Origin of the sequence: Sphingobacterium haloxyli (genome assembly GCF_002980525.1) — a bacterium.
GTDB classification, from domain to species: Bacteria; Bacteroidota; Bacteroidia; order Sphingobacteriales; family Sphingobacteriaceae; genus Sphingobacterium; species Sphingobacterium haloxyli.
Genome location: NZ_PVBQ01000008.1, coordinates 176,175 through 188,955, shown reverse-complemented (window position 1 = coordinate 188,955; position 12,781 = coordinate 176,175). Strand labels below are relative to the sequence as shown.

Below are 12,781 nucleotides of genomic sequence, written 5' to 3'. Positions count from 1 at the left end.
TTTTAGTAATTAATCATTTTAAAAATACTGGCGAATTGATCTACATCTTTTAATTTATCCGTATAAGGCTCGTGTAAATAACGGGGTTTGATGCGCGGCGGCCGTAATACACCCCGTTGAATTAAATCATGGACAATAGGCAAATAGTCTTCTCGGATCTTTCCAATTGTAAGTAGATTCAGATCTTTGCCTTCCTGTATATACTGGATAAGTTCTTTGAAACCCTGTAGGTAAGCAGTGTCTTTTGTTAGTCCGCCGGAACGATATACACGCATCGCTATGGTAAATGAGGTGCTGGTACTAAAGTGATACTCTTCGTGTAGCATGTCAAATGTTTCGACAAATGAATGTCCTAATAGCATGTGTTGCACAGCAATAACACGTCCCGCCAATATGCGTAGTCGTTGATTCGTAAGGCCGTCAACTAGATATTCGGCAAGAACGGCGAGTCCTTCCTGCAGCTGCTCGTATCCAGGAACACCTAGTCGGAATAGACTAAAAGGCTGTTCTTTTCCATTGAAGTACGTAATTATGTGGGTACCCACTTCATGTTGGATAAGCGCGATCGCTCTCCGCTTACTTATTCTGTATTGCTTACTAATATTCAGCACACCGTGGTTCACCATAACCCCGGCGATATCATCGCGGACACGCACACTGGTTTTGAAGGTTGGCGATTGCTGCTGGAGAAAGGATATTTCCTCTTCTGCTAGTCGGGCAAAAGCCTTAGCATCAAGATATTCTTCTTCCGATTCTTCCCTTTCCGACCGCGTTATACTATCAATAGCTGTAAGCATGGCCTTTGCCAGTCCATATAACTGTTCATCCACATTGCCAAAAACCATCAGGCTTCCGTATTTGAAATCTGAGGTGCCACGAGAGGCGAGCATCGTCATCATATCATCAAGTTCCCGCCGTTTGTCTCTAAAAAGATAGGCTATCGTTGGGTCATAGATATCTTCGATACGCAGATTATATAAGTTCCTCTTTACGATATCCGGATCGATCGGAATGGGTCGGTAATGAAAAACTGGCGCTTTTCTGTATTTATCTTTTTTGAATTGCAGCCAGGCTTCGTGTGAGTTGGTAGGTGTAACGAGCAGTAAGAAATCAAACTTCTGACTCTCTTTAGCTAATGCGCGGTCTATTTCATATATCTCGGCGTTGAGTCGTTCCTGACCTTTCATTTTAAACTGGGCCGCCCGCGCTGTTGTATACAGTCGTACAAATTCAAAAAATAGCCGTGACAGGCCTTTTGCCAAAGATTCTCGAAAAGCCCGTGCCAACAGCGGCAAGTGCGCGCCTTCGATATTCTCATATCTCTTGCGGACGGAGATGCCGAGAGAGATGACGATATTTTTTTTTGTGTCGTCTGTGTCGACTAAGAGTGGAAGCCGGGGTGGACGTGGTAACTTTGTTTCTCTTTTAAGTTCGACGAGGAATTCAGGAGCCTCGGTTTCTATATTTTTCTTTAAGTACTCGGCCAATACCAGCGCATTTTTTTGCGAGAGATGAATGGCTATATCAGCATCCTGGTCTTCCGGGGCACTCCATACTTCGATAAGTAAACAGGTGCCAAATTCTTCTGCAAGTGCTGTTGCCAGCTTTGGAATCCATAAACTTACCGAATCGTCACCATTATATGGCAAGAATACCGCACTGGCTAATTCGGATTTTGTGAGCTCCGATAACATACGATCTTTACCTGAATCGGGTACACGGTATATAAATAGATAAGGGACTATTTTATTAAAAATAATCTTTCCCTTATTGGGAACTTGTTTGTGTATGGGCGTTCTGTCTTTAATTGCCCGTAATAGTTGAGGCAATATTTTATCCTTAAACTCCATATACGTCTAGTTTTTGCAAGTCTTTTAAGGTGTGAAGTAACAACTGTTTGTATTCTAGAATAACGGGTTGGTAGGGAAGACCCGTCCATTCGTTCATAAAATCTTTCCGGAATTCGATGGATAGAACACAACCCTGGTTACCAAATTTGTCGAGAATATGTTGCGCTAGATATCCGCCTTTAAACTTTACGTTCTCTCGGATATCAATAGCTTCATCCAAAATTCGCTGGCTACGTACGCTCTCCATAAATCTATCGATTAGTGGTCGCCATTTTTCTGTATTGTAGTGGGTGCCCAAATTTATTTGCGGATTGGCGTGCTTATCTATGGGTTGTTTTGCGTCGGCTCGTTGCGCATTATACGAATGCACATCAAAAACAACAAAAAAGTGATATTTATCAATGGTTTGTTGTATATAGCTATCTACCTGTTTATAGAAATTTTTGTGGTCGTCATAGAGCTGTTGTAAAACGGTAGATGGTAGCGTATCTTTCCAAACCTCCAATCCCCAAGCCTGTTCTGGTCGAAGGTACACCGAATTTTCTTCCTTCCTGTTGACGTCCAATTGAAAACGTGATGATCCTACAAAAAGTTGGTTGATCGGTAGTTCCGCCATCGAGGCCGTATAGGGGTCTTCTTCTCTCAAACGTTGCGTTTCATCTAACAGCATAAAATGCTCAACGGCTGAATCTATTTGATGTCCGTCGTGAACAGCGAAAGCCCAGAAAGGGCTGTCAGCAAGGTGTACGCTGTATTGGAAAAATGACGCCATAGTTGTACTCTCTTTTGATAATAATAACATGTTAATCGACAAATAGTTTTATACGCAAACCCCGAGAAATGCCTCAATAAAAAATAAAAATCGCAGAAATCTTAGTTGTGTAACTAATGTGACCAAACAATAAAAAATAAAATAGGAACTTTGTATAAACACAGAAGCGAATTAATATAGAAATATTTATAAATATTATGTTTTTTCAACGCGTATATGATAAAAGTTTATCGCAAGCTAGCTATGTAATAGGCTGCCAAGCCACAGGTGAGTCCGTTGTAATCGATGCACAAAGAGATATTGATGTATATTTGCGGATTGCAGACGAAAATAACCTCCGTATCACGCATATTGCCGAGACACACATTCATGCAGATTTCCTTTGTGGTTCGCGAGAATTAGCAGCGGTTACGGGGGCTAGGATATACCTTTCCGACGAAGGCGGTGCAGATTGGCAATATCAGTTTTCACATGTTGGACTACAAGATGGCGATGTTGTTCAAGTGGGGAATCTAAGTTTGGAGGTTATCCACACCCCTGGACACACCCCCGAGAGCATCAGCTTTTTACTGATTGATAACCCAGCTACGGACAAGCCTGTTATGGTGTTTACCGGTGATTTTATTTTTGTGGGCGATATCGGTCGTCCGGATCTTCTAGAAAAGGCAGCCGGGCTGGCGGGAACAAAAGAAGTTGGGGTTAAGCAGACGTTCCAATCACTGAAAAAATTTGCAACGCTACCAGAATATGTCCAAGTGTGGCCGGGACATGGAGCAGGGTCTGCTTGCGGAAAAGAACTAGGAGCGGTGCCTAGCTCTACCGTTGGATACGAAAAAAAACGTAATTGGGCGTTTCGTTACAATAATGATGAACAAGGGTTTGCTGATTATTTATTATCCGATCAACCTGAACCGCCAAGATATTTTGCTATGATGAAGCGTCAAAACAAAGTTGACCGGCCGTTGCTGATCGCGGTTCCCAAGCATCCAAAACTATCTAGGGCACAATTTTTGGCTGCCTATCAGAAAGGGCTCATCATTGTGGACACGCGAAGTAAGACCGACTATGCAGGAGGATTTATTCCCGGAAGCTTGAATATACAGGGCAATAGTTCTTTCGCCACGTGGTGCGGCTGGCTTCTGGATTATCAGCGACAGTTCATTTTAGTGGCTGAAGAGGACAGCATGGAAGACTTGACACGAAAATTGATGCGTATCGGTATGGATAACATGTACGGTTACATTTCCGACATCCATGATTTGGGATTGGATCTAGAAACAATGGATGTGGTTTCTATAGAAGAATTTGAGACGTACATTGGGAAAGAGGATGCGCAGATCGTCGATGTACGTGGCACCATTGAGTATGAAGCGGGGCATATACAGGGAGCCGATCACGCTTTTGTGGGGACCCTGCAGGAGCATCTCGATACAATCAGCCAAGACAAACAGCTCGTTATCCATTGTCAGGCAGGCGATCGTTCAACCATAGCCTATTCTATTTTGAAGAGAAATGGGTTTAATAAAGTCAAGAATTACGCGGGAGGAATGAACGAATGGAAACAAAAGGGAAATCCGGTCATCTAAGTTATAATAAAGAGATAGGTAATACTCGTAGATTTGTAATTAAATAAAACGCAACATGCTAGAATTGTTAAAACAACCGTGGCCTTGGTATATCGCAGGACCGTTGATCGGGCTTACAGTGCCCGCCTTGTTGCTATTAGGCAATAAATCGTTTGGAATCAGTTCGTCGTTACGACATATCTGTGCTGCATGTGTCCCGGCGAAGATTCCTTTCTTCCAGTATAACTGGAAGAAAGAAATGTGGAATCTATTTTTTGTCGCCGGTATTCTATTAGGCGGTATTGTTGGAGCTGGAATACTCGGCAACCCCAACGCAATAGTTGTAACTCCGGCATTGATGGAAGAGCTTGTAGATTATGGGATAACGAATTATAACAATTTAGTTCCCGAAGATATTATGAACTGGCAATCGCTGTTTACGGTAAAAGGATTTTTGCTGATGGCAGTGGGTGGTTTTTTGGTCGGATTCGGTACGCGCTATGCAGGCGGCTGTACAAGCGGGCACGCTATCATGGGACTGTCTAATCTTCAATGGCCGTCACTTGTAGCCACGATATGTTTTATGATCGGAGGTTTTATCATGGCGAACCTAATTTTGCCATACATACTGTTACTTTAAACAAAAATAGAAGATGGGTTACAAAAAGATAGATTTGGAAAACAAAGCATATCAAAATGTCAAGTACTTGATAGTGGGTATGCTTTTTGGGATTATATTTGTTAAATCAGAAGTTATTAGTTGGTTTCGTATACAGGAGATGTTCCGTTTGCAGTCCTTCCATATGTACGGAATCATTGGCAGCGCTGTATTGGTCGGAATGATATCCGTCTGGTTAATTAAAAGGTTTAATATTAAGACTATAGACGGTGAACCAATCCATATTTCTCCGAAGAAATTCAATAAAGGTCAAATATATGGCGGATTGATTTTCGGATTCGGGTGGGCGATCACCGGCGCTTGCCCCGGACCATTGTTTGCACAAATTGGTACTGGAGCAACCGTAGTCACGGTGACCTTGCTGAGTGCTATCGCCGGTACATGGTTTTATGGCTATTTAAGAGAAAGGCTGCCACATTAATAAATTTGGCGTCGTGGTGAAAACTTTTTTTCTCTAAAATGCTTATATATTTGTAGCTCCTGTTCGCTACGATTAAATAAGATAAAAAGAAACAGCATGACATTTCAAGAGATAATAAATCAAGATAAACCGGTACTGGTTGATTTTTTTGCCGAGTGGTGCGGCCCCTGCAAAACGCAAGCACCGATATTAGATGAAGTAAAGGAAAGGGTAGGTGAGGATGCTTCCATTATAAAAATAGATGTGGATAAGAACCCCCAAGTCGCCTCAGCCTTGGGGATCCGTGGCGTACCCACATTGATTCTTTTCCAGAAAGGGGAAATACGTTGGAGACAGTCTGGTGTTTTTCCCGCAAATGAACTCGAACGCTTAATTAAGGAGAATCTCTAAAATATCGTTCAATATCGTTCGACAAATTTCGTATAAGCATCCAGTACTTCCCTTAAAAAATTAGCAGTATCTTCGTTGGTTAAACTACCACTGTCGTCAAACAGGTTTTGTACGTTCGCTAGATAAACCTCTGGCTGTTGCAGCACCGGCATATCAAGAAAAACAAGTGATTGCCGTAGATGGTGGTTTGCACCAAAACCGCTTAAATTACTAATGGATGACGAGATGACCAGCGTCGGTTTTCCCTGCCATGCGTTTTGTCCATAAGGTCGAGAACCAACATCTATTGCATTTTTTAATACCCCTGGTACAGACCGATTGTATTCTGGCGTAATGAAAATCACCCCATCTAAAGATTTGACCTTATTTCGAAAAGGGGCATAGGACGCTGGGGAATCGCCTTCGTCATAATCTTGATTATATAAAGCAAGGTCACCAATTTCGATACGCTCCAATGTACAGCCCTCTGGCGCATTTCCAATAAGAAAATTTGCAATTTTTTTACTGAAGGATCCCTTTCTTAAAGACCCCACGATGATACCAATTGTTTTTTCTGCCATAATAGATATGATTTTGTGTCTTAATCATAACAACTACCCGTAGCAGAAGGTTTTGAAAACTTATCGCTACTTAACCTCTATATCAGTCCCTTCACCTTGAGACGGCTCTTCCGTTTTTTGTTCGTCCGAGAGAGGAGCATCCTCACCTTTCCGCTTTTCCACGGTGATTTTACATTCTGTAAGTAGAGCCGCTAATGCGCCGATCGCGGCGAAAATGGGTGCGAATACCACGCCTACTACGCCAATAGTTACGGGAAAACTCATGATTTCTTTTCCCGATTTATCGGAGATACTGATTTTGGTCACGTTACCTTCGGCAATAATCTCCTTGATTTTCTTTAACAGGTTCTCACCGTTTACAATAAATGTTTCTTTGAATGACATAATAATTTGTTTTTTAGATAATATAATGAATAACAATTTCTGGTATACTTTGTTCAGTGTATGCGGAGTTTCTCTAACATCTGCACGCGGATATCTGTTTGGTGTCGGAGTAGCCTATCGTAGTCCGAATCACTGTCGGTTAATTTCATAACCAGTACAAACAATTCAATCGCAAGAAAAAAGAATAAGAAAAGTAAATAAACAAATAATGCTATGGAGGAAGAAGTTACCACATCATGCAATAGCGTCAGTTCATCCAGAAAGCCGGTAGAGGCTTTCAATTCCTGTTCCTTTAGCTCTTTAATCGATGTAATGGATGCCGCCAGCGCAAATTTTTTACTTTGTAGCGTTTCAATCTGTTTATGCAGCTGCTCCATTTCTAGCTTTTTTGGATTTTCCATGACGGATTTGTTGGTAGATTGCGTGCTGTTCACTTCTTTCCCTTCGCTGTCCCTTGTAATACTGCGATTTGTATAGGACGTTACGATAACCGGATTCCTTTTAAGATCTTCGCTTACTGCTTCGTATCTAGAATTAGCTGTCGAAATCATGGTATCCAGATCTTGAATTTGTTTCTGTAAATCTTCTTCTGATTGTTTTACTGCAATTTTTACCCGCTCATCCATTACTTGGGCCTTGCGCAATTCGATATCATCTTTAAAGGTAATCTGATCCATAATAAAAGCCCCTAAGATAGACATCACTAACGCGAGAAGTATGCGGAATAGGCTAGACCAAGTACTAACACGTGTCGACAGAATAATAATGCGTTCGATTTGGATGACGACGAAACTCATCAGTATACCACCCAATATTCCGCCCCAAGTTGCTAAGTGGAGATAACGTGTTGCAAAACTATAACCAATGAAAAACCATACTAAAACAATAAGCAACATGGCGGAGGTATATTTCTTTACATTTTTTGCCGATTGCTCGCTGGAGTTTTTGACGAGATTGTAATTGAAACCCGTAAGAAAACACCCAAATTTTAACCACCAGTCTGTCATGTGTTAAAATTTTTTGGTTAATAAATAGGCTTGGGTAATAGATGCCATGCCTTTCATAAAGCCTCGTTTATATGATAAGATCGCACGTTCGCACAAACCTGTGTTCGCTTGTACGGCTTGCTCAAATGCTTTTACCTTTTCTATATGACCCAAAAGATCAGTCTGTTTGATTCGTAGTTCATCGACTAAATCGACCAATCCGGCGCGTTCCCGGGAATGGATATGAAATTCGATGTCTTTCATGAGGGAATCATGATATGTTCTGACCTGATGGATTAAAATCTCTAGATCGTATTTAATCAATTTTATATTGTCGTTTCGGTAACCTTCATCCGGACTAGTAAGTGCGTCGTTGTATCCCCGCGTTTCAAAATCCTGCTGCAGGTAGTTGTAAATGAGGAAAATACCTTGACCATCATGTATAGACGCTCCGTTGAGTTGAGGCTTACTATCCACCGATGCCGCTACTGCGTTAACGGGTGGAGCTTCTGCTGCGTTTTGTGTATCTTTACTCTTTTTAAAAATTGTAAACCATCCCATTTGTTTCGTGTTTGTAGAAACAAAATAAGGAGTAAAGGGAAAAAGATAGGAGGGTATTTAGGTAAGTAAGTCCAAAATATAGGTGAAAGCCTCCTTACAGTCGGTGAAAGACCCCCAAACTATACCATCTTCCAGGCATCGGAATGGCACTTGTTTCGATATACGTGACGTCAAAGATGTTCTGGGCATCGGCATACACCGAAAGGAACGGAAAGCTATAGCCAATTCGTACATCTGTTAAGAAATAAGATTTATCTGATATACGCTGTTGGAAACGGTTGGCTACAGAAGCGTTCCATACCCTGTTGTTGGCCATGATTAGTAACTTCGCCTGATGTTTGAGATTTTCCAAATTATATTTGGATGTGAGTCCCTCAGTTTGTTGGAGCGACGCATGCAGATAGTTGTATCCCATATTCACCCTGTAACGGATGTCATCATGCTGAAACGTATAAAGAAAATTGGTATTTATGCCGTGTATTTTGTTTTTACCTATATTATATGGCTGAAAAGGATCCTTCGTATCTGCTCTTATCCAATCGATAAAGTTTCGGATGTCGCGGTAAAAATAGCCGCCGTGGGCAATAAAATTAGTACTTTGGAATTTAATGGCGGCTTCGGTTTGCCAAGCGTCCTCTGAGAATAAATCAGGATTGCCGATATTTCCCGGACGCTGGTCTAAGTAGAGGTCAGTAAAAGATGGAATACGCTGGCTTGATCCGGTGTTGAATACTATTTTCCATTTAGGCGCAAAGCTGTAACCTAGGTCGATACCTGGATAGGCCTGCCAGCCGTACTGCGTGTTATAATTAATGTATGCCCCCACGTTGATGGTCATATTTTTTATTTGTTCGGTCCTGTACTCCGCATAAGCACCATGGTTATTTCGATCATGTTTGCCCATATTAGAACTGACAATACGGTCAAGGCGAGATTCTAACCCGAGTCCAAAATCTCCAAAGGCAGTACGATATTGACTGTTCAGCTCCATTGAAAAGGCATTTGTATAATGGAGAGAGCGGGCCGACGAAAGGTTGTGCTTGAAATAGCGGTAATCATCCTCGTTATACCGATTGGTTATGCGCGGACTAAAATAAAAACGTTCGGAAAGTTGATGTTTTGAACCGACAGAAGCGAATATCGTTTCAACAATTTCTTCAGACTCTCTATCTCCGGGAGCGGCATAGAAGCCATTAGCGCCAAAACGATTGTACATATAGCTACCCAGCCATTCCATCTCATTATCATCATCTATCGCTAGATTCCCTTGATAAAATATTTTATCGTTCTGTGAAGCGGTGTTGTATCGTTGTCCATTAGATTTTTCTTTGTTATAGTATAGCTGATGTTGGTGTTTGTCGCCAAACCAACTCGCGCCGATTTGTGTACCGGCGTGATAATAGATACCATCTTTATCCTCTTCGTCTCTGTTTTTAAACGAACTGCCGGTATATACGTTGGCCTGTATTGAGCTTTTTTCTACTTTCTTGGTAATGATATTGATCGCCCCAGTTAGCGCATTGATACCATAAACACGTGCTGCTGCACCGCGAAGCACTTCTATTCTCTCGATTGCATCTAAAGGAATAGGGAGATTCAGGTTGTGATGCGCTGTTTGCGAATCGGAAACTTTTGCTCCGTTGACCAGAACTAATGTTTGTTCAAAGCTCCCGCCATCAATACTTATATCCGCCTGTGCACCAAAAGGGCCGCGTTGTCGCAGGTCGACTCCATTTAAAAGCCCCAGTACTTCATTCAGGTTTTTGACCGGTAGTTGTTTGATTTGTTCAGCATTTAAAATCTCTATATTTCGATTGTCTTTGCTAAAGGGAATTTGCAAACGGTTTGCGTGAACAATCACTTCTTGAATACTGTCTGTTTTAACTTCTTGAGCTCGTCCCAACAAAGGAAAAAGTATGGCCACAAATAATATTCGGTTACTGTATGTTATTTTCATCTGTATATAATTTGTTTTTTAATGGTGATGATGCTATCAGATTTATTCATTCTCGTTTGGGGTTGAATAATCATGATGGTTTCATGCAGCAAAAGTATTATCTTTCCGGATTGTTATATGGTTCCAATTTTAAGAAGATGAGTAGTCCGGTTTTAGATTTAATTTCCAGTTTTGTTTTTATTGACAGGACATCTATCCAACCTATATATCTACAGGTTGCGCAACAGGTAATAAATGCCGTTCAGCGTGGATATTTGTTGGTAGGTGCGAAATTACCTGGGACGCGAGCCTTAAGCGAAGCGCTGCAGGTACATCGTAAGACAGTTATCGCTATCTATAATGAGTTAGACGCCCAAGGATGGGTGGAAGTAATGCCAAACAAAGGCACCTTTATCGTTAATCAATCGCATCAGATGAAGATAGACAAACCTTATCAAAAATTGGTTTCACTAGCGAAGTATCCGGATCGAACAGGCTTTTTATTTAGGCAGTCTCCCGTTTTGGATAATCCTTTCGAATCGTCCGATTGCCGTTTGATTTTTAATGATGGACAACCCGATATACGTTTAACACAAATGCAACACCTTTCCCGCTGCTACAGTGCTTCCATGAAACGGAAACACAATCTGAGGCGTCTTACGAGATATCAAGCCGAGGGAAGTGAATATTTTAGGTCTCAATTGAGTAACTATTTGAATTTCTCGAGAGGGCTGCACATTTCAAAAAGTAATCTGCTCATCACCCGCAGCGTGGAAATGAGCTTATATATTATTTCGCAGATCTTGCTTTCAAAGGGTGATCATGTTTTGGTCGGGGACTTGAGTATGTTTTCTGCTAATATGGTTTTTCAGAAAATGGGTGCGCGGGTGCTTACTGTTCCCGTCGATGAAAGAGGTATGGATATAGATTATATCCGTACCCATTTTAATCCAGGGCAGGTGCGTATGGTTTATCTCACGTCGCATCACCATTACCCGACGACGGTTACCCTATCCGCCCAACGACGAATTGCCCTATTACAGTTAGCACAGGAATACGGTTTTGTTATCGTGGAAGATGATTACGATTATGATTTTCAATATGAACAGACGGCGGTTATGCCATTGGCGAGCGGCGATGTTGATGGGATGGTGGTTTACATAGGGTCATTTGGAAAATCACTCGCGCCAGCTTTTCGGACAGGCTTTGTCGTGGCGCCCGATAACCTAATCGCGGAAATGCGTAAATATTTAAGCATTATTGACCAACAGGGGGACGTGATCATGGAGCAAGCCTTGGCTGAAATGATAGCGGAAGGAGAGATCCATCGGCACCTCAAGAAATCCCTAAAAATATACCGTGAACGCCGGAATCTGTTCTGTGAAATTTTAGACACGTGCTTTAGTGACATCGTGACATTTGAAAAGCCTTCGGGTGGTTTGGCCCTGTGGACGACCTGGGACAAATCCCTTTCTCTCTTTCAACTAGCAAATCTTTGCCGAAATCAGGAGTTGTTTATTCCGAAGAACATTTTGTACCAAAACAGTACCCTGTCGGCGATGCGATTAGGTTTCGGCCATTTAAATGAGAACGAAATAGAGGAGGCATTAATGGTATTGCGTAGGGGAGTGGAAAAAATAAGCTAATGCCACTCTTCCCGGCCTATGATTTTTCCGCGTTGAATGTCCGATTGTTCTACCTTTTGATCAGCGTTAAACTTGCCTTTTAAAGCGGGCTGTCCAGCGTCTACCCAAGCAGAGAACCAAAAGGAGCCCGTCCGTTGAACAGATTTTCGCATGCGTTCTTCTACCATACCCTGCATACGTTGATGGTATGCGCGGGCATACGCATCCGAATATGTAGAAATAAGTACGTTGTTCCGGGTAATATAACTTCGTTGCAGATGTTTCGGAAAAGTTTCGGAAAGTTCTTTTTCTAGCTGTAATACATCATCCACCAGTGCGTTACTCTCTCGTACGATGGTCCATGCCGAATCGAGCGGATTATCGAGGTAATAGGCTTTGCCAACGAAAAGATTATAGTCTTCAGCAAACATTTCTGGCAGTCTGGTTTCCCAGAATGCATGGATACCAATTTGCCCAGTCAGTTGGCCATTATAATTCTGCGTAGTATGGAGTGGCACGTGCGCATCCGATACGTAGTGACCGAGATCGGCAGAATGGCGGATAATGGCAACTGTATTGTTTTCGCGAAATGCCTTGACCAACTTCTGGTAAGTAAAATAAATTTGCCAAGGCACGATTCCTCTTGCTCGTAATTTACGTTCGTGGTATTTTGCAGTGGCTTGACTCCAATGTATGGGTATCGAATCCATATTACCCGCGTCGAATTTTTCTACATCAATAAAATGTCGAGGAGATTCTAGCGAATCGACATAACACCTTTTATCTGCATCAACGGCTTTTTCTGTAATCAGGTTAATGTGCTTTTTATAGAATGTGGCCAATTGCGTAGGTAGGGTAAACACCGCTACGTGATTAATTTTTTTGTGTGCATAAAATCCCCATGAGCTGAGTATCAGCGTAAGGAGCATCCCCAGAAGGTAATAATATTTATTGTACATAATTCACTTGTATAGATGGTTTGTTCTAAAGATAATAAATTTAGATTAAAAGTAGGTCCTCCGTTTTTCGAATTAATGGAAAATGTGTACTTT

Annotated in this window: 13 protein-coding genes; 5 read left to right on the top strand and 8 right to left on the bottom strand. The window is 41.8% G+C overall.

The genetic code is table 11. From position 1 onward, the window contains the following. Positions 1-2 precede the first annotated feature (2 nt). Both C5745_RS12220 and C5745_RS12215 read right to left on the bottom strand, forming a co-directional pair. Positions 3-1,850 carry a flavohemoglobin expression-modulating QEGLA motif protein gene (locus tag C5745_RS12220; RefSeq protein ID WP_105717290.1) on the bottom strand — a complete coding sequence of 616 codons (1,848 nt, stop codon included), beginning with the start codon at positions 1,848-1,850 and terminating at the stop codon, positions 3-5. Further along, positions 1,840-2,652 carry an N-formylglutamate amidohydrolase gene (locus C5745_RS12215; protein WP_105717289.1) on the bottom strand — a complete coding sequence of 271 codons (813 nt, stop codon included), beginning with the start codon at positions 2,650-2,652 and terminating at the stop codon, positions 1,840-1,842. Before C5745_RS12215 ends, C5745_RS12220 begins: the two co-directional genes overlap by 11 nt. 167 nt (positions 2,653-2,819) lie before the next feature. Here C5745_RS12215 and C5745_RS12210 point away from each other — a divergent pair, with 167 nt between their 5' ends. The 4 genes from C5745_RS12210 to trxA all read left to right on the top strand — a co-directional run bounded on the left by C5745_RS12210 (position 2,820) and on the right by trxA (position 5,677). Further along, a complete protein-coding gene (locus C5745_RS12210; protein WP_105717288.1) occupies positions 2,820-4,208 on the top strand; it encodes an MBL fold metallo-hydrolase in 1,389 nt (462 codons plus the stop codon). A 55-nt stretch (positions 4,209-4,263) separates the two neighbouring features. Further along, positions 4,264-4,827 carry a YeeE/YedE family protein gene (locus tag C5745_RS12205; RefSeq protein ID WP_105717287.1) on the top strand — a complete coding sequence of 188 codons (564 nt, stop codon included), beginning with the start codon at positions 4,264-4,266 and terminating at the stop codon, positions 4,825-4,827. Positions 4,828-4,840: 13 nt separating this feature from the next. Then, positions 4,841-5,287 carry a DUF6691 family protein gene (locus C5745_RS12200; protein ID WP_105717286.1) on the top strand — a complete coding sequence of 149 codons (447 nt, stop codon included), beginning with the start codon at positions 4,841-4,843 and terminating at the stop codon, positions 5,285-5,287. A gap of 81 nt (positions 5,288-5,368) precedes the next feature. Further along, positions 5,369-5,677 (top strand): thioredoxin, encoded by a 309-nt coding sequence (gene trxA / locus C5745_RS12195; RefSeq protein WP_262508127.1) that lies wholly within the window; start codon positions 5,369-5,371, stop codon positions 5,675-5,677. Positions 5,678-5,685: 8 nt separating this feature from the next. Here the strand turns inward: trxA and C5745_RS12190 are convergent, their stop codons facing one another. The 5 genes from C5745_RS12190 to C5745_RS12170 all read right to left on the bottom strand — a co-directional run bounded on the left by C5745_RS12190 (position 5,686) and on the right by C5745_RS12170 (position 10,125). After that, the gene (locus C5745_RS12190; RefSeq protein ID WP_105717284.1) at positions 5,686-6,237 is read right to left on the bottom strand and encodes an NADPH-dependent FMN reductase; all 552 of its coding nucleotides are present in this window, start codon (positions 6,235-6,237) and stop codon (positions 5,686-5,688) included. Between the two features lie 66 nt (positions 6,238-6,303). Further along, on the bottom strand, positions 6,304-6,621 hold the full coding sequence (locus C5745_RS12185) for a DUF4342 domain-containing protein (RefSeq protein WP_105717283.1): 318 nt from the start codon (positions 6,619-6,621) through the stop codon (positions 6,304-6,306). Between the two features lie 53 nt (positions 6,622-6,674). Continuing rightward, positions 6,675-7,628 (bottom strand): DUF4407 domain-containing protein, encoded by a 954-nt coding sequence (locus C5745_RS12180; protein ID WP_105717282.1) that lies wholly within the window; start codon positions 7,626-7,628, stop codon positions 6,675-6,677. A gap of 3 nt (positions 7,629-7,631) precedes the next feature. Then, positions 7,632-8,168 (bottom strand): hypothetical protein, encoded by a 537-nt coding sequence (locus C5745_RS12175; RefSeq protein ID WP_105717281.1) that lies wholly within the window; start codon positions 8,166-8,168, stop codon positions 7,632-7,634. Positions 8,169-8,262: 94 nt separating this feature from the next. Next, positions 8,263-10,125, bottom strand: coding sequence for a TonB-dependent receptor plug domain-containing protein (locus C5745_RS12170; protein ID WP_105717280.1), 1,863 nt, complete (start codon positions 10,123-10,125; stop codon positions 8,263-8,265). Here C5745_RS12170 and C5745_RS12165 point away from each other — a divergent pair. Next, positions 10,113-11,750, top strand: a complete 1,638-nt coding sequence (locus C5745_RS12165) for an aminotransferase-like domain-containing protein (protein WP_243403333.1) — start codon at positions 10,113-10,115, stop codon at positions 11,748-11,750. The genes C5745_RS12170 and C5745_RS12165 overlap by 13 nt on opposite strands. Here C5745_RS12165 and C5745_RS12160 read toward each other — a convergent pair. Beyond that, positions 11,747-12,688, bottom strand: coding sequence for a zinc dependent phospholipase C family protein (locus C5745_RS12160; protein WP_105717279.1), 942 nt, complete (start codon positions 12,686-12,688; stop codon positions 11,747-11,749). The genes C5745_RS12165 and C5745_RS12160 overlap by 4 nt on opposite strands. Positions 12,689-12,781 lie beyond the last annotated feature (93 nt).